The sequence below is a fragment of the Dysgonomonas termitidis genome, assembly GCF_042654545.1.
Classification (GTDB): Bacteria; Bacteroidota; Bacteroidia; order Bacteroidales; family Dysgonomonadaceae; genus Dysgonomonas; species Dysgonomonas termitidis.
The window spans coordinates 1-19,134 of record NZ_JBHSGN010000044.1 but is presented as its reverse complement, the minus strand read 5'-3'; the positions used below and the strand labels follow the sequence as shown (position 1 = coordinate 19,134).

Annotated in this window: 10 protein-coding genes; 2 read left to right on the top strand and 8 right to left on the bottom strand. The window is 42.5% G+C overall.

The genetic code is table 11. From position 1 onward, the window contains the following. The first annotated feature begins 204 nt into the window (after positions 1 to 204). Positions 205 to 4,434, top strand: coding sequence for a hybrid sensor histidine kinase/response regulator transcription factor (locus ACFO6W_RS05080; RefSeq protein WP_379994286.1), 4,230 nt, complete (start codon positions 205 to 207; stop codon positions 4,432 to 4,434). Positions 4,435 to 4,542: 108 nt separating this feature from the next. On the opposite strand, the gene folD is transcribed toward ACFO6W_RS05080, so the two are convergent. The 8 genes from folD to ACFO6W_RS05040 all read right to left on the bottom strand — a co-directional run bounded on the left by folD (position 4,543) and on the right by ACFO6W_RS05040 (position 18,043). Further along, positions 4,543 to 5,424, bottom strand: coding sequence for a bifunctional methylenetetrahydrofolate dehydrogenase/methenyltetrahydrofolate cyclohydrolase FolD (gene folD / locus ACFO6W_RS05075; RefSeq protein WP_379994285.1), 882 nt, complete (start codon positions 5,422 to 5,424; stop codon positions 4,543 to 4,545). Between the two features lie 115 nt (positions 5,425 to 5,539). Further along, positions 5,540 to 6,652: an Mrp/NBP35 family ATP-binding protein gene (locus ACFO6W_RS05070; protein WP_379994284.1), complete on the bottom strand. Its 1,113-nt coding sequence runs from the start codon at positions 6,650 to 6,652 to the stop codon at positions 5,540 to 5,542. Continuing rightward, the gene (gene trmB, locus ACFO6W_RS05065; protein WP_379994283.1) at positions 6,645 to 7,406 is read right to left on the bottom strand and encodes a tRNA (guanosine(46)-N7)-methyltransferase TrmB; all 762 of its coding nucleotides are present in this window, start codon (positions 7,404 to 7,406) and stop codon (positions 6,645 to 6,647) included. The genes ACFO6W_RS05070 and trmB overlap by 8 nt, the downstream gene beginning before the upstream one ends. Positions 7,407 to 7,447: 41 nt before the next feature. Further along, entirely contained in the window at positions 7,448 to 9,277 is a 1,830-nt protein-coding gene (locus tag ACFO6W_RS05060) for an ABC transporter ATP-binding protein (RefSeq protein WP_379994282.1), read from the bottom strand. A gap of 432 nt (positions 9,278 to 9,709) precedes the next feature. After that, entirely contained in the window at positions 9,710 to 11,458 is a 1,749-nt protein-coding gene (locus tag ACFO6W_RS05055; protein ID WP_379994281.1) for a fibrobacter succinogenes major paralogous domain-containing protein, read from the bottom strand. 993 nt (positions 11,459 to 12,451) lie between these two features. Further along, positions 12,452 to 12,709: a hypothetical protein gene (locus ACFO6W_RS05050; RefSeq protein ID WP_379994280.1), complete on the bottom strand. Its 258-nt coding sequence runs from the start codon at positions 12,707 to 12,709 to the stop codon at positions 12,452 to 12,454. A 125-nt stretch (positions 12,710 to 12,834) separates the two neighbouring features. Further along, positions 12,835 to 16,812 (bottom strand): hybrid sensor histidine kinase/response regulator transcription factor, encoded by a 3,978-nt coding sequence (locus tag ACFO6W_RS05045; protein ID WP_379994279.1) that lies wholly within the window; start codon positions 16,810 to 16,812, stop codon positions 12,835 to 12,837. A 118-nt stretch (positions 16,813 to 16,930) separates the two neighbouring features. After that, positions 16,931 to 18,043 carry a glycoside hydrolase family 43 protein gene (locus ACFO6W_RS05040; RefSeq protein WP_379994299.1) on the bottom strand — a complete coding sequence of 371 codons (1,113 nt, stop codon included), beginning with the start codon at positions 18,041 to 18,043 and terminating at the stop codon, positions 16,931 to 16,933. Between the two features lie 295 nt (positions 18,044 to 18,338). Here ACFO6W_RS05040 and ACFO6W_RS05035 point away from each other — a divergent pair, with 295 nt between their 5' ends. Continuing rightward, positions 18,339 to 19,031 (top strand): NUDIX hydrolase, encoded by a 693-nt coding sequence (locus ACFO6W_RS05035; RefSeq protein WP_379994278.1) that lies wholly within the window; start codon positions 18,339 to 18,341, stop codon positions 19,029 to 19,031. Positions 19,032 to 19,134 lie beyond the last annotated feature (103 nt).

The following is a 19,134-nucleotide window of genomic DNA, read 5'->3' as shown; positions in this document are numbered from 1 at the left end:
ATTTTTCAAGAAAGAAAGATTCTTTGGCCGGAATGAGGTTAACCTTTAATCACTCGTCTTTAATTTCTTTGACAAATATATATATGTGCAAGGCTTAGTATGGTGGACAAAAAAATATTAAAGGTGGACAAAACAGTATTTAAGTGTAAAAAATACATTTTTAATTTTTTATTACTAACTTTACTCAACCAAAAATCAGTTAACATGAAAAATACACTTATAGTTATAAGCAGTATCATTCTATCGTTATTATTCATACCGACAGCTAACGGACAAAATAATATATCATCAAAGTACATATTCAGCAGCATCAGTATCAATGAAGGACTCCCTGTGAATTTTGTAGACGATATATTCAAGGACAGTCATGGATTTATCTGGGTGGCGACCCAGGGAGGAGGCCTGTCGCGATACGATGGTTATGAATTTATAAATTTCAACGTAAACAGTTATCCTCTCTTTCTTAAAAGTAATTTTATACGGAAGGTAGTGGAAGACAATTTCAACCGATTATGGACAACATCCAATAATGGTATAGACATTATAGATCTCAAAACCATGAAGAAGGCGACTATTTCGCACAAAGATAATTTACTCGATACTGTATTAGATACCCCGGCTATTACAATATTTAAAGACAGGAAAGGTGGTATATGGGTGGTTTCGACGGAAAACATGTACAAACTGGAATTCGATGCCAAAGGAAATATACAGCGCATATACACAACCGTGCAAAAAGGCTCTCCTTATAGATTTACCTGCATCAGCGAAATTGACAATGAAATATGGGTAGGCAACGACGGCGCTGTTTATAAAATAATAGAAAGCCAAAAGGGAAACCTGAATCTGGAAATCATTTCTACACATTTCAACATATCCTCCAATCTATTCATCTCAAGTATTCTGAAAAAGAATAACACAATATGGATGGCTACCGAAGACGGACTGTTCAGATACGATGATATAAACCAGCCTCCGGCACATTACCTTCACAATACCCTGAACCAATATTCTATTTCTCAGAATATGGTTACAGACCTAAACATTGTAAACGGATCTATCATAGCGGGAACGCTACGCGGGCTGAACATTTACAATCCCGTTACTGACGAATTCGAACATATCACCCACAATAGTGGAGAGGAATCGCTGAACAGTGACTTTATCAACTGCATGCTTGCTGACGGTGATAACCTCTGGATAGGAACTGAATCGGGAGGTATCAATAAAATGACTTTACGCAAACTGGCCGTTAAGAATTACACTCATAACAACTCTGATAAGGGTAGCATATCGCCGAACCCCGTAAATGCCATTCTGGAGAGCCGCAACGGGAACTTATGGGTAGGAAGCGTGGAAGGTGGTTTGAACCTGATGAAAAAAGGGGAGTCATCTTTTACTCACTATATGGCCGGCCCGGGGTTACTCAGTCATAATACTATAAGTGTACTGGAGGAGGATAATGCGGGGAATTTGTGGATAGGAACCTGGGGCGGGGCGATAAGTATCCTGAACGAGAACAAACTCCCTGCCGTTTCCTATAAATATATAAGCCCTAACTTCAGTTTTATAGGAATTCTCAAATATGACCCGGTGAATAACGGGATGTGGATAGGTACCAACAGGGCTATTTATTGGTACGATATACAGAATAACAGCCTCGAAAGTCCTTTACCCGAGAATATGAACCAAAACATATGGGGAACACTGGGCAGTACCATAGACAAAAAGAACAGGTTATGGCTGGGATGCTCCGAAGGTCTGATACAGATAGACCTCAACTCCTATGATGAGCACGCTAAAAAATTCGCGGCACGCTTTGTTTCTCTGAACGAACAGGATGTTAACAAATTGTTTTTGAAAAATATCACATGCATCTTTCAGACACGCGACAATACAATATGGGTGGGCAGCAACGGGTATGGAATCTGCAAAATAGAAGAGACAGGCGGCAAATATATATCCCGTACATATACCACAGTACAGGGATTAGTTAACAATGCCGTATTCGGAATCCTGGAAGACGAACAGGGACTTCTCTGGATCAGTACGGGACGAGGCATGTCATCGTTCAATCCGCAGACAGAAAGATTTGTAAACTATACCAAAGAAGACGGACTCGCCAATCATCAGTTTTACTGGAATGCCTCTTTCAAATCGCCTGTCAGCAAGAACCTGTATTTCGGGAGTATGGCGGGGCTTACCGAGCTGAAAGGCAATTCCCAATATATATCGGGAGAACAGAAAGGTGTAACATTTACCAAACTGCAAATATTAAATCAGACTGTATGGTACAATAAAGGCAATTATATAAAGGAAGATATCAGCTATGCGAAAAAGCTTGACCTGCACGAACAGGATAAATCTTTCTCTATCGAATTTTCGGCACTCGACTACGACAATCCGTCGACTGTAGCCTATTCATACAGGCTTTTAGGTTTCGACGACAGATGGGTTGATGTTCCCGCAAACCGCCGCTTTGTAAGTTATACAAATCTCAGCCCCGGCACTTACAGGCTTCAGGTAAGGTGCATGGCTAAAGCCTCGGACTGGTCCGAAAAAATAACCGAGCTGGAGATAGATATCCACCCGTTTTTCTATAAAACAGTATGGTTCGTCAGCTTATGTATTATATTGCTTCTGGTACTGGGCATTCAGTTATACAAGTGGCGTATAAATTCATTGAAAAAACAACGCGAGATACTGCATATAAAGGTAGAGGAACGGACACATGCCCTCAATGAGCAAAAAAAACTGCTGGAAGAACAGGCGGTAGAACTAAAATTACAGAACACCATGCTTGTAGACCAGAATGAGAAAATCTCTTATCAGCGAAAACAATTGATAGAGATGTCTAAAAAGGTACAGGAAGCCATGGCTGACAGAATATCTTTCTTTACGAACATCACCCATGAATTCCGCACACCTATCACTCTTATTATAGGACCTATAGAAAGGGCTTTGAAACTGAGTACCAATCCTAAGGTTGTGGAACAATTGCAATATGTGGCCCGCAACTCGAAACACCTGTTATCATTGGTCAACCAACTGATGGATTTCAGAAAAGTAGAATCGGACAATATGAGCGTAAATCCGCTTGCCGGAAATCTTATAAATTTCCTGGATGAACTCCTCATTCCATTCGAATCCTTTGCGAACGAACGCGGCATAAAAATAAGGAGGGTGTACCGGATGCCGCAACCCCGGATAATGTTTGATGAAGAAGCTATCCGGAGACTGGTTACCAATCTTTTGGCCAACTCCATCAAATTTACGCCCGACAACGGTAGTGTAACTTTATATGTAAGTTCCATTAGCGGAAATAAAGGAGAAGATAAGCTATATATCTGCGTACAGGACTCGGGCATAGGAATAAGGGAGGAAGATCTTAACCGGATCTTCAACCGCTTTTTCCAGTCGGATACACGCACCAGATACCCAGTTTACGGACAAAGCGGCACAGGTATAGGACTCTATCTGTGCAAAAATATCGTCAACTTGCTCGAAGGCAGCATTGTAGCCAAGAATAACCATACAAAGGGAGCATCGTTCCGGATACTATTACCATTTACCCCTGCAACAGCGAGCGAACAACAGCCCGTCAGTGAAAGTTACATACCGTCCATAACCGGTGATATAGAATATGCCCCTGTTACAGAACAAAACGGACAACAGCTGGCAATACTCGTCGTGGAAGACAACATGGATATGCGTAAATATATCTGTTCCATATTGTCGGATTATTACAAAGTAATAGAGGCCGAAAACGGAGCAGAAGCTTTAAGAATACTGAAAACAGAACCCATCGACTTTATTATCAGCGACCTGATGATGCCCGTTATGGACGGACTCGAATTGTCTCAGAAAGTTAAATCCGACCTGTCTACTTCCCATATCCCATTCTTGATGTTAACAGCGAAAACATCGATTGAAACCCGGATCGGCAGTTATAAAATGGGCGCGGACGAGTTCCTTACCAAGCCTTTTGACGAAGAATTACTGCTTACAAGAATCAACAACATTCTGGAAATCCGCAAACTATATCAACGAAAATTCAGCTTGTACATGAATGTGGATGAACTGAATATTATAGAAGACTCGAACGACGAAAAGTTTCTCAAGAAAGCGATGGAAATCATAAAAGAGAATTATACAAATACAGAGTATGACGTGAGCGACTTTGTCAACGATATGGGGGTAAGTAAAAGCCTGCTCAATAAAAAGATGCAGATACTTACGGGGCAGCCCCCGAGCCACTTTATCCGTGATTTCCGACTATCCATTGCCAGAGAATTGATACTGAAAAGTAAAGGCAACAAAACCATTTCGGAAATAGCTTACGAAGTAGGCTTCAACGATCCGAAGTATTTCACACGTTGTTTTACCAAACATTTTGGTATTGCTCCCAGCGTTATGTCGAAAGATACGGACTAAGATGTGATTATTTACAGGAAATTTTATCTCCATAATAGCTGATAGTTTTTAGACATTCGCTGACAGTTCCTTGAAATCTTATGATAAAATTTAAAGATTCAATATTTATTAACTATATATATCTTTCTTTCCCGCCTGTAATGTATTCCGCATCAATGAGATGATAGTCATAGGGCCTACCCCCCCCGGAACAGGAGTAATATAAGATGCTTTAGGTGCGACTTCATCGAAAGCTACATCACCTTTCAGCCTGAAGCCCGATTTTGTCTCGGTAGATGGCACGCGGGTTGTACCTACGTCTATAACAACAACACCGTCTTTGACCATATCGCCTTTCAGGAACCCGGGAACACCAAGGGCGGCAATGATAATATCGGCGCTCAAACATACTTCCTTGATGTTTGGCGTACGGCTGTGGCAGACCGTTACGGTGGCATCGCCCGGATAACCCTTCTGCATCATCAGACTGGCTACAGGCTTACCTACTATATTACTACGGCCAAGAACAACGCAATGTTTCCCTTGGGTCGGTATTTCATATCTTTTCAGCAGTTCCAATATGCCTGCCGGAGTAGCCGAAACAAAGCAAGGCAGGCCGATGGACATGCGCCCTACATTGATAGGGTGGAAACCATCCACATCTTTACGGTAATCTATCGATTCAATCACTTTCTGCTCCGAAATATGCTTTGGGAGAGGCAGTTGGACTATAAAGCCATCTACGTCAGCATCATTGTTCAATTTATCGACGCAAGCTAATAACTCCTCTTCACTGACATTGTCTTCGAAGCGGATAAGGGACGATTTAAATCCGACTTCTTCACATGTCCGTACTTTACTGGCTACATAGGTTTCGCTGCCGCCATCGTGTCCGACTAGCACTGCTGCCAGATGTGGAGTTTTTCCTCCTGCGGCTTTTATTTGCGCTACTTCTTGAGCTATTTCCTTTTTTATCTGCGCCGAAATGGCTTTTCCGTCGATTAGTTGCATAGATATTGATTTAGTAATGTATTATAGTGCTTCCTGAGTGCAAATATACAAATATGAATGTAATAGAATTAATGATCCAAATGAAAAGAGGACATCCCTGTGCCCTCTTTTCCTGTTATTTGTTACTTACCTCTACTTTCTGCGTAGGGGCAAATTGACTATTCCGTTTGTCTACCGAAGCTATAAAGTTTTCAGCCAGATGAGCAAATGCCATACCTGTTATCGTATTCTCATTCAGGGCTACCGGCACACCTTTGTCACCTCCTTCGCAAATGCTCTGGACGATAGGTATTTGCCCGAGTAAAGGCACATTCATATCTTCCGCCAGATTTTTAGCTCCTTCTTTACCAAAGATGTAATACTTGTTTTCCGGTAGTTCGGCAGGAGTGAACCATGCCATGTTTTCTACCAGTCCTAATATCGGCACATTGACCTTATCATTGGTAAACATATTGATTCCCTTGCGCGCATCGGCCAGAGCCACCTCCTGAGGCGTACTTACCACTACCGCTCCCGTAATAGCCAGTGTCTGCACCAATGTAAGGTGTATATCACTTGTGCCGGGAGGAAAGTCGATAAGGAAATAATCGAGGTCTCCCCAATTTGCATCGGCTATAAGTTGCTTCAAAGCATTTCCCGCCATTGCGCCACGCCATACCACAGCATCGTTCTTGTTTACGAAGAAGCCTATGGAAAGCATCTTTACACCGTATTTTTCAACGGGAATAATATATTCCTTACCGTCTATAGGCTCTAAGTATGGCTGAGACTCTTCTTCATTAAACATTTTGGGAAGCGACGGGCCGAATATATCGGCATCCAGTAGGCCTACCTTATAGCCTTTTTTAGCTAATGATACAGCCAGATTTACAGATACGGTACTTTTTCCCACACCACCTTTGCCTGATGATATGGCAATGATATTTTTCACCTGAGGAAGAAGTGTCGCAGGCTTTGGTTGCTCTGCCTGTTTGGTTCTTACTTCTATATTACCTTTAATTTCAATGTCAGGATCTGCATATGTAAGTATAGCTGTCTCGGCTGCTTTTACAACCGATTTGATAAATGGATCGTTCGGTTTGTCAAACATCATGGAGAAACTAACCTTCATACCGTCGATATGTATATCGTCGGATACGAACCCCATTTCCACAATATCTTTCCCTGTACCGGGATAACGCACGTTGCGTAGTGCGTCGATAATCAGTTTAGGATATATATTAGCCATTTTTAGTTGATTGATTTAATTCGTTACTGCGTCCGTAACTGCGATACAGGTCTTTTTTGATTTCAATATCCGGTTCAGTCCAGTTATCACGTCCGGCGCACTCAAATTTTATATACTTGATATTTAAACCACGCGAAAGCCATTGTTGTTCATAGAATGTCTGTATTTTAAGAATATCATCTACGAGTCCCGAATGGTATAAGTCAGCAGACTGGAACAATACAGGCAGCGAATTAGCCTTCACCATTTCACAGGTATATGTAAACATGAAATTACTATCGGTCTTCAGGTGTATGATACCATTGTCGGACAGAATCTGACGATATAGTTTCATAAAACGGGTCGAAGTCATCCGCTTGTTTACCTTACCCATTTGCGGGTCGGGGAATGTTATCCAGATCTCGGAAATTTCCCCTTTGGCAAAGAAATGGATAACCAGTTCTATGTGCGTACGCAGGAAAGCTACATTGGCCAACTTTTCTTCGAATGACTGTTTCGCACCTGTCCACATCCTTGCTCCTTTTATATCTATTCCGATGAAATTTTTATCAGGGAACAGCTTGGCCAGGCCTACTGTGTATTCGCCTTTGCCGCAACCGAGTTCAAGAACAATCGGGTTGTCATTTCTGAAAAACAACTCGTTCCATTTGCCTTTCATCGCAAACCCTTTTTCTTGCAGAACTGCAAACGGATACTGGAATACGTGCGGGTATTCCTCCATGTTGGCAAATTTGGCAAGTTTATTCTTTCCCATTACTTTATATTAGCAAATTAGTATATTGACAAATCAGCACATTAGAACTGTTGCATATCACACAGTTTCCGGTAATATCCGTTCATCTCATACAATTCGTCGTGATGTCCGCGTTCTACAACGATGCCTTCGCTCATAACACATATTTCATCCGCGTTCTTGATTGTAGATAAGCGGTGAGCGATAACCAGCGTTGTACGGTTTTTCATCAGTTTTTCCAAAGCATCCTGCACAAGGCGCTCCGATTCCGTATCCAAAGCCGATGTTGCTTCATCCAGAATCAATATCTGAGGGTTTTTCAGTATGGCGCGGGCAATGCTGACGCGCTGGCGTTGCCCTCCCGACAGTTTGCTGCCACGGTCTCCTATACTGGTTTCATATCCTTTCTCTGTGGCGGTAATGAAGTCATGTGCATTAGCTACCTTAGCGGCCTCAATAACCTGTTCTATTGTAGCATTTTCTACCCCAAACGATATATTATTGAAAAATGTATCGTTAAACAGGATGGCTTCCTGATTCACGTTGCCCATCAGCGCCCGTAAATCGTGTACATCAGCATCTTTAATGTTGGTGTCGTCAATGTAGATACCTCCTTCATTTACATCATAGAAACGGGGCAGGAGATCGGCCATTGTTGATTTTCCTGAACCGGATTGCCCTACAAGCGCCACGGTCTTCCCCTTTGGTATTGTGATGCTGACGTCTTTTATTACCCAGTTTGTTTCGTATCTGAACAATACATTCCGGTAAGTGATCTCCCTGTTGAAAAGGATTGGTTTCGGGTTAGCGGGGTTCTTGATGTTGTTCTCTGCTTTTAGTATTTTGTCTATACGTTCTACCGAAGCCATACCTTTTTGGATAGCATATGCCGATCTGGACAGGTCTTTTGCCGGGTTGATGATCAGGTAGAAAATAGTCAGGTAATATATAAATCTCGAGGCATCCATATAGCCGCTTCCTTCCAGAATAAGTGAACCTCCGTACCATAACACCAGAACAATGGTCACCGTCCCCAACAGTTCGCTCATCGGATGTGCCAATTGTTGCCTGCGAGCAATACGGTTCGACATGTTACGGAATACATTGCTCGTTTTATCGAAGCGTTCGGTCATCTTTTCTTCGGCATTAAATGCTTTAATAATGCGCAGTCCGCCAAGGGTTTCTTCTATCTGCGACATCATGCTGCCCCATTGGCTTTGGGCTTCTACCGATTGCTTTTTAAGGCTCTTACCCACTTTACCCATGATGTATCCGGAAACAGGCAGCAGAATGAATACGAATATAGAAAGCTTCCAACTGATGAACAGTAATGTGCCCAGATATATTATAATCATAATCGGATTTTTACTAATCATATCCAGGGAACTCATCACAGAGTTTTCTACCTCACCCACGTCTCCGGTCATACGTGCCATGATATCCCCTTTGCGTTCATTGGAAAAGAAGCCAAGGGGTAAAGACAAGACCTTGTCGTTTATCTGTTTGCGTATATCCCTTACAACTCCGGTACGCACATCCGTAATGAAATAAGCGCTGAGATAGGTCGTTCCTGTTTTTAAGATAGTCATTACCACTAGTATCAGACCCAAAATGATCAGGACAGCAGCTCCCGAATGAGTATCCATAGTTTGGGAAAGATAGTAGTATGCATTGTTCTCCAAAATCTTAAAGTTGAATATACTTGAAGAATTCATAGGTATATATTCATAAACTTTATCGTTCACCTTAAATAGTATCTGGAGGATGGGAACAATTAGCGCGAATGAGAATATGTTAAGGAATGCGCTCAATATATTGAAGAATATATTAAGTGCGACTTGCCTTTTGTATGGCGGTACAAACCGCCTGATCAGTGAAATAAAATCTTTCATCCAAAGATGTTTAGTTAATAATAAGTATAGCCTCAGGAGAGGCTATTGCAAAAACGGCTGCAAGTTAGCTATAATTCTTTTCTTAATGAATATCTTTTATTTATTTTCACGAATACGGCTAACAATTCCAGAGAAAATTAGCAACCTTTTCATCCTGAAAAAATAATCAGGTCTTCTATATTTGATATATAAAAAGTAACAGATATATCAGTTAGCAGTAAACAGTAAACAGTATTTCATGCCCCGCTGGCGCGGACTTCCAGTCCGTGTCTTGTTGACAGTGCAAAAATGTTTGCTACGCAACACACAGACGGGACGTCTGCGCGAGCGGGGGGGAGTGGCTACACCTTTATTCTGTACTGCATCGTTGGTTAAACTCCTCCTGCTTTTAATGCAGGAGGAGGAATAGATAAATAGACAAATAAACCGGATTTATTCTGCTATACACCGGACAGAAAAGCCGTATGCGCGGACTAGGTTTTGGTAAGTTGTTGTTAAGTAATTGGTCAGGTACAAGAAGTACGCGAAGGAAGAACGGTCTTCCGTACTACTCCAGTAGTAGCCGTAGCCGCCCCGGCGGTCCAACAGCGAACTACCGTAGCTGCGGTAGCCGGCAGCCGGCAAATACAGAGCAGACCCAAAATTCAGCCCATTACTAAAGTTTGTCTCGCTTGTGTTCAATGTAGCTCCGGGGGGCATTGTCCGTGGATTCAGGGAGGTATCGACAACACCGTCCCATTCTGACCGTGTTGGCACACGATAATTTTGAGGACAAGGGTCATTAGCCGTTTTTGAAGCGTCTGACCATGAGCCGTTAGGTGCGTATGAAGTATTCCAACCGGCGATTGCGCCGGCCGGTGTGTCGACGGTAGCTACGACTGTAGGGCGACCCCACTGGAAGTAGTCTCCATTCAAATATTTAGCAGGAGTGAAAGGCTCGAGCATAAAATTAGCCCCTAGGTTATAGCAGAGGAAGTTCTGCCAGCCGCCTGCTGAGGTGAATGCCCCGCAGCAATTGCAATCCTGAAGGCTGACAGTCAGCTCGAATTTACGGTTTGTCCCCGCTCCGTCCGGCTGGTCGTTGAATACGGCGTACAATTTGGGATGGACAGCATTGTCGCGGATCACATTTAACAGGTCTGTCATCAGGGACGGTTTGTAAACCACTACGGCTTTACAAGGGTCGCCGGACGATATGTTCCCGCTATAGTCGTCATTCGGCGTCATACTTACGATAGCCTCCAGGGAAGCATCCTCCGCATAGAAGAACCGCACATTCGATACGTCGACCGACGGGGTAAAGGTGTACACCTGTGTGCCGGAGTAAAGCCAGGTACCACTCGCACTAGGATTTATCGCCGCTGGCGTCCCGTCTGTGGCGTCCTGTTCTTCTGTCTGTGTAAAATCGGTGCTGAAAGGCGCGCGGGCGGCCAGGTCACCGCAAGCTCCGCCGTCGTTACCCTGTGCTATATCGAAGATGGTTCTTCCGCTAAGCGTACCCGAAGCCGAACCGTCAGGCAGTGATGCCAGGTCGATCACCTCTACTATGGCCGGAGCCGGGCTGGTCGCCTCCGAGCAGGCATTTATCGCCTTTACGGTATAGGCGTAGGTACCAGCTACATCTTTGACGTTTTGCGGTACAGTGTATGTATTGGCAGTTGTTGTCCCGACCGGCGAACCACCCAGGTACCATTCATATGAGCTTGCCGTTCCTCCCGTCGCAGTGGCCGTCAGGGTAACAGCAGTGGTTGCCCCCTGGAGGATGGTTGTACCGCCACTGATTGAAACGCCTGTTATCCCGTCGGCACAAGGCTGGTCACAGAAGGAAACCCATTTCAGGGTGTTCCAGTATTCCACACAGTTGTTCGTTGTATTGTAAATCATAAGCCCGGGAGCATTAATCAATTCGTCGGCGGTAACTCCGCTTCCCGACGGATTTACAGGGTTTCCCGTATTAGTTCCTAAAAAGTAATCACGCCAGGCGTTACGCTCGGCGGTGGTCAGGTGCGGCAGGCGCAAGCCCGCTTTTGTACTGGCGGTGGAAACCTCCAGTACGGAAAAATCATGCGGAGGTACACCGTCGCCGACAGTCACCTGCGCATAGGATGGCATTGACAATAGCGCAAATAGCGCCGCCAGCAAACAGGCCGGCAGGAGGGTTTTCATTTTTTTTGGTTTCATAAAGCATGATTTTGGGTAAATTGTGTTGCATATATTTGTTGTAAAGAAGATTGTTACCCTGAGTTTCCCTGAGAAGGCACCGGGAGTATATACCCCCATGTAGCTCAGCAGGTACTCATAGTTTCCCAGTGTAAGCAAAAACTTAGGGAACCTGACAACCCCGGGAATACAGGGATGTAAAGTAACGGGATGACGTGTGGGAAAATACAATGCAGAACCACCCTGCCTGGCAGCACGGGATAAATCTGACGGTTCGGGATTTGATTGTGTGTTTTTATATATATTCAGCGATGCATTGAATGCGCGCGCGTATAGAATGTGTAGGATAACCGGAAAGGTAATACTAAGGCTTAGTCTCTCTCTCTCTCTCTCTCTCTCTCTCTCTCTCTCTCTCTCTCTCTCTCTCTCTCTCTCTCTAGTAAAATATAATTAAGCGCCAAATTTTCAGGAAGAAAAATGGCGTGTGATATTGTGTTTTTTCTATATGTTTCCGTCGTTATATGCATAGCGGAAAACGGCTTTTATTGTTCATTCAGGAAGTGGATGATATATGATTTTGACAAAGTTATGTAAAATTTTTGAATTATAAAGTAACAGAAGTAACAGTTTTTTCAGTCAACAGTCAACAGTTAGCAGTAAACAGTGAACTAACTTGTAACTCGTAACTGCCCTGGGGCGAAGTAACTTGTAACTATTAAAAAAGGTAACAGTATTTACAGTCATCAGTTAACAGTCATCAGTCAACAACTCGTAAGATGTAAAACTTTGCGCCTTTGCGTCTTTGCGTGAAACAAAACAAAACGCCAGCCAACTTGTAACCCGTAACTGCCCACAGGGCGAAGAAATAACATTCGCCGAAGCGAAGGCGAGGCAAATTTGTAACTGCTTTAATCAATCTTTCAATTATCTAATAAGCAAGGCGGGACGATTTTTGTCATAAAAAAAGAAGCCTTTTCTTCAAAGGCTTCCATACTTCATTATTAAATCTATTTATCACCGCGAAGCTGTACCGAGAAATATTGCGGCAATGGTTCCCCAGAAAATAACAACAAGTATAATACCTATTACCATCCATACCAATTGAGCTTTTGCCCAGTTGGCTTTACTTTCCGGAGTATTACTTCCGAAAGCCCATACGAACAGCATTATGAAATTTACTACGGGAATGATCATTATAAGCATAGTTATAAGCCATTCTCCTACACTAACCACAGATTTGTTGCTTTTGTCATACTGTTCCTGATTTTCCATAATAATGATTTTATAATTAAAAATAATAGAACGAAAACTTCACTAATGAATTGATTTATAGTCTGAGTTTCCGGTGCACTAAGATAAAAATAAAAATATTCTTTTCTTTTATATAAGTGTTTTTTTTAATTACCCGGATAATCTTTCGGCAATACCCCAAACTGCGCCTTGAAGCACTTCGCGAAATAAGAGGAGGAGCTAAATGCTACTTTCTCACATATCTCAGAGATAGGTAATTCTCCGTCACGCAGCAGTTCTGCCGCTTTATTCAGGCGGAACGTCTTCAGGTAATCGTTCGGAGACAAGCCTGTGATACCTTTCATTTTGCGGTAGAAGCTGGAACGGCTCATAAACATGGTTTCAGCAATCGTATCGATAGAAAAATCCGGCTCGGTAATGTGTTTTTCTATTTCGGCATGAAGCCTCTCGATAAACTCCTTGTCCTTCTTGGGCATAGCTATGTCTATAGCCGGTGTGGAAGGAGATGTTGTTATTATTTTCCGGAGGGATAGTTTCAGTTTCAGCAGATTTTCGATCTGCTTATGCAATTGCCTGATTGAGAAAGGTTTTTCGAGATACACATCGGCACCGTATTCCATACCTTCTATCTTTGCATCCAGTGTCACTTTTGCCGTTAGCAAGACAACGGGTATATGGCTATAGTTAATGTCGGATTTAACGGTTTTGCACAATTCGAACCCGTCCATTTCAGGCATCATCACATCACTCACAATAAGATCGACACTGTTTTCGGATAATATTTCCAAGGCCTCTTTGCCGTTGCCCGATTTCAATATGGAGAAGAAAGGCGCCAGCGAATCCGCAACCATATTAAGCAATTCCATATTATCTTCTACCAATAGTACCCTGAAATCTTTGAATGAAGCAGCCGTGTCATTTCCGGTATTCAGTATATCGGACGATTCAACGATGTCCTCTGCACGGGCAGCCTCATTGAATTTTTCCTCACTATACAACTTGGGGATAGACAGCACAAATGATGCCCCTCCCCAATCATTATCACCCAGGGACAAACTGCCTTTGTGGTTTTCGGTCAGCATTTTTGAAAAGGCCAACCCTATGCCTGTTCCTGTACTGGTATTGCTTTTTGCTTCCGATTGATAAAATGCATCGAATATCTTGACTTTCTCTTCATCGCGGATACCCGGCCCGTCGTCTGTTACGCTTATTTCGAAATGCCCGTCAAATGATTCTAACCGGAGTTCTATCTTCGATTCTGTGAATTTAATGGCGTTGCTTAGAAGATTAATGATAATCTTGGTAATTTTTTCTTTGTCTACCTGGGCCAGGAGCTCATTCTGTGGCAACAAAATGGTTAAGCTGATATGCTTCAGTTCTGCCGAATGGATAAATTGTGTATATATTTCCAGCAAGAGGCTGTTTATATTTTCTTCTTTAAGAATAAGTTGCATGTTCTGATTCTCTATTTTTTGAAAATCGAGAAGCTGGTTGACGATGTCGAGTAAATAATTTACGTTCTTGTTGATAACCGTCAGGTAATTAGATGATTTTGCATCTTCCTGCTGTTTTTCACTCAATTTATCCAGTGGCAGCTTTATCAGGCTCAAAGGGGTTCTTATTTCGTGTATCAGGTTGATAAAGAAGCCGATCTTGGACTGATATACCTCTTTCTCTTTTTCTATGCGGTATTCTTCCATCTGCCGTCCCAGTTTTCTGTTCGACCGGGTAATGAAATACCTGATCAGAAAGAAAACAGAGCCTGCGACACATAATGCGTAAATGATATATGCAGGTATAGATCTCCACCAGGGAGGCGAAATCCTAATTTTTATACTTGTACCCTGTTCATTCCATTTGTTATCATTGTTTGCGCCTTTTACCCTGAATGTGTATTGTCCGGGAGGTAAGTTGGTATAAGACGCGGTATTTGAGTTTTCGCTATTCACCCAATCTTTATCAAAGCCTTCCAGCATATACATATACCTGTTCCTGTTGGGTTCTTCGTAACTGAGGGCGCTGAACTCAAGTACAATGCTGTTATTGTCGTAGGGCAGAACTATTTGTTTGGCCATATATATGGGTTCGGATAAGTTGAGCAGTTCTTTGCTCCTGCTTTCGTCGGTGTTGTACAACCTGATATCGACAATATAGACAGGTGGTATATAGCTGTTTTCTTTAAACTCGTGAGGATAAAAAGCATTGAACCCGTTTATGCCGCCAAAATATAGTTTACCTGTACTGGCTTTCAGGGAAGCTTTATAGTTGAACTGGTTGCTTTGCAGTCCGTCTTCTTGTGTGAAAAGTTTTCTTATTGCCTTCTCTTTTGGATTCACTCTCAGCAGCCCGGCGTTGCTCGATATCCAGAAGTCCCCATGGTTATCTTCTTCGATGGAGTAAATGACATTGTTTGGCAAGGCTTGATTATGCGGGTCAAAGTCGGTAAACGACCCGGTTGCCGTATCAAAATAGCATAAGCCTCCGCCATTGGAGCCGAACCATATTCTGCCTCCCGAATCTTTGAAAAGAGTTATTATAGCATTGCTGGTTATCGAGCTGGATATTTTTTCGTCATGAGTATAATGCTTCCACTGATTGTTTTGAGGATCAAATCGGAATACGCCGGAGTTGTATGTCGCTACCCACAATTGGTTCTCATTATCTTCCAGTATATCAGAGACGGAAGTCATAGTCCCGACAAAATTGAGCGTTTCGAAATTGTCTTTTGTCCGGTTATACTTGCAGAGTCCCCAGCTGGTACCGATGTAGATATCGTCCCTGCTGTCTTTGTAAAGCGACAGGACATCGTTGCTGCAGATTGTAACAGACGATTCCCTGGCATGATAATACTCCGTCATTTTGTTTGTTTCGGGATTATATACTTTCAGCCCTTCGGCATAGGTTCCTATCCAGAGATTCTCTCCATCGAGGAGTAACGAACGGATATCCAGTTTTTGTATTTTTCCGGGAATAATATGTGTTTCCAGCTTTTGGGTGCTGTGATTAAGAAATTTCAACCCGTCTTGTGAACCAATCCAGATGTTCCTGTCCTTATCTTCGCAAAAACGGCTGATGACTTTACCCGTACTCAGGAGCGGGGCATAAGTGGGGCTATAATATTCGAATACTTTTGTCTGTTGCGGAAGATAATTTACTCCCCCCAGATAAGTCGAAATCCAGAAGCCGCCTTCAATGTCCTTTAATATGCTGTAGATAGACTGGTCGCTCAGGCTGCGCGGGTCTAAAGGATTGTCGATGCGTATGAACTCATTGTGCTGTATATTAAATATATATAAACCATTGTCGGAACCTACAAGAAGCTCCCATTCCGAAAATTGGGAAATAGCCCGTATAGTGCCTATATTCTGGCTGCTGCTGAAATATGATACCTGCTTTGTGGTATTATTGAGCATACCCAGATTATTTGTTCCCACACTGAACCATACTTTGTCGCCAAAAGCTTGTATGCAGTTGATTTTTAGATTTCCGAAATCTCTTTTATCCGGAAACAGTGTGAATGATTCTATATATTTACCGTCTTTATCATAGCATATAAGCCCTTCCTGCAATGAGGAAGAATAGATACGCGAAGAGTTATCTTCGCATATATCCCATACAAATGAGGAATATTGGCTGTTCTGGCTTAGGGTATCTGTTTCGGGATTGTAAACGAAAAGGCCCTGTCCCAGGGTCGCTATCCAGATAAGCCCTTTGCTTGTTTTTATTATCTTCTTTACTTCTCCGCTAATGGAAACTCCATATTGTGTTTTTTTATCGAAATGCCTGAACTTGTCTTCTTTCCGGTCATATACATACATGCCACTGCCTGTACCTACCCAGATATTCCTGTTTTTATCTTCGAATAAGGACTGGACGGAATTGTTGCCCAGCGAGAAACTATCCTGTATGTCATTTCTGTATACTTTAAATTTTCTGCCGTCGAACCGGTTAAGCCCGTCGCTCGTCCCGAACCACATGAAACCATAACTGTCCTGCAATATGCACCATGCCGAATTGTGCGACAGCCCGTCCTCTACCTGATACTTTTTGAAAAAGAACTGCTGTGCGGTCAGGGTGTCCGCAAAAAGATATATCAACAGAAAAAATAGCCAAAGTCTCTTCATTGTTTTTTCCAGATGGTATGCATTATAAGTAAAAGATAGCATTTAATGTAATATTGTCCCATTGTAACCAGCTATTGCTGCCGCAGATACAAAAGCAGTGGATAAGCCTGCGGTCTCGTTACTTTGTACCCGATGGTTTCTTTATCTTATCCGCCTCGGATAATGCTTCCCCAAAAACAGGGAAACCATCATCTCCCCATTCCATCTTTTGCAATCGGGGCGAACGCGTATCCATATCCCCGGAAGGGAGGGAGCCGTAAGGCTCTTTGTCTATGGCGCGCGCCTGATAAAGAAAATATATCTCCTTTTGGTCGGGAGATGGTATAAAGCAGGGGCTGCCCGTGCCAAACACCTGGTTTTCGGGATTCTGGACAAAAACAGGCTTGTCCGATTTTGTCCATGACGAAGGATTCAGCAAGTCGCTGTTTGTATCGGCGTATAGCATCCCTACAGAATAATATGGTGTCCATGTGCCGCTGGCCGAATAATAGATTAGTACCTTACCCTTATCTTTGGTATAGAAATAGTGCGGATCTTCATTCACATAGATAGGATAGCCGGTTTTGCTTCCGTCCGGATTTATCCATTGCCGTTCCCATTCATATTCAGGCCTGGAGATGAGTATCCTGTCCGAAGCCAAAGTCCACGGATTCTCCATCCTGGCAATATAAATGCATTGGGTTTCGGCTTCTATCCTGCGCTTTTGCCAACCTGACCAGATCATGTACAGCTTATCATTATGAGTGAATACACTCGGAAGAATAGCCCAATTGTCATCTTTATCCGTTTTTATGCGCCCTTTCATTGTAAATTCACCATCAAAGGGGCTCTTTGATGTGTTTTCAATGACATAAATCTGATGGTTATCCGTATTCCCGTCATCTGCTGCAAAATAGATATACCACTTATTATCTATGCGGTGCAGTTCCGGACCCCAGATATGAAACGAATTATTCTTATCTTTGGGTATCCAGACCTCTTTACTTGGCGCATTTTTCAGGTCGGTAATATCTTCTGTCTGCCATAGGATAATCTTATCATCGGCATCCTGCAGATAATAATAATGGCCGTTATTATACGTGGCCCAGGGGCGTGCTCCTGTTTGTAATAGCGGATTGGTATATGTTTCGGCCGGGGCATCGCCGGATTGTTTGGAGTTTGCTTCCTTTTTCTTGCAGGAAGATATCAGTGTGAGTAATATAATAAGGATGAGCGGAAACTTTAACGTCAGGTTCATGATAATGATATATTAAACGAATATACTTAGGCTAAACAATAAGCATTTTTTTGAAATCAGGCTTAAAGTTAAACTTTTTTACCAGATAAACCTGATTGTGAAACGAATTCATCAGAGTTTTCAGGAAACTTTTGTATATTACGATCCGATTCACGACTATAATTTCGCTATTTAAAATGTTGTGAAAAGAAAAAATATACTATATTTGCTGGTTGAAAAATAAAACGTATTTAGTACACTTAATAAACTTGAATTATGCATCTTTTTGCATAAATATAAAAACACATACATGACTCCATTATTTTATAGAGAACAGGAAAAGTTCTACGTCTCAGTCGATTGTATAATCCTCGGTTTTAAGGATGGTAAATTGTATTTGCTCATATCGAAGCGGAAATTTGAACCGCAGGAAGGCCAGGATACGCTGATGGGAGGATTTTTGCGATCGGATGAAAGCCTGTCGGAAACTGTTTCCCGTGTCGTTCTCGAATATACGGGTATCCAGGATGTATATATGGAGCAGGTCGGTACTTATGGTGAAATCGGTCGTGACGAAGGTGAGCGGGTTGTATCCATAGCTTATTATGCCCTGATAGACCTGGAAATGTTCGACGAAAATGTATGTGAGATACATAATGCCAGATGGGAAGAAGTGGAAAAAGTGGGTAAACTCGTATTCGACCACAACCAGATGCTGCGCGATACGATCGAAATATTGAGAAGGAAAACGGCAACACAGCCAATTGGTTTTAACCTGTTGCCCGAAAAATTCACTTTGCCCCAACTGCAGGCGCTTTATGAAGCCATTTACCAGACAACGCTGGATAAACGTAATTTTCGTAAAAAGATTCTGGAAATGGAGATACTCGAAAAACAAGATGAAAAAGATAAGTCGAGTTCGAAGAGAGGTGCATTCTATTATACTTTTAATAAAGAGAAGTATGATCAGTTGCTCCAAAAAGGATATTACTTTTCATTGTAAAAATAAAATAGTATTTAAACAAGGACTTAAAAGAGAGTATTTTACCAGGAGTGGTCGGAAGAAATTCCGATCACTTTTTGTTTTCTACGTTTTGAAGAAAATA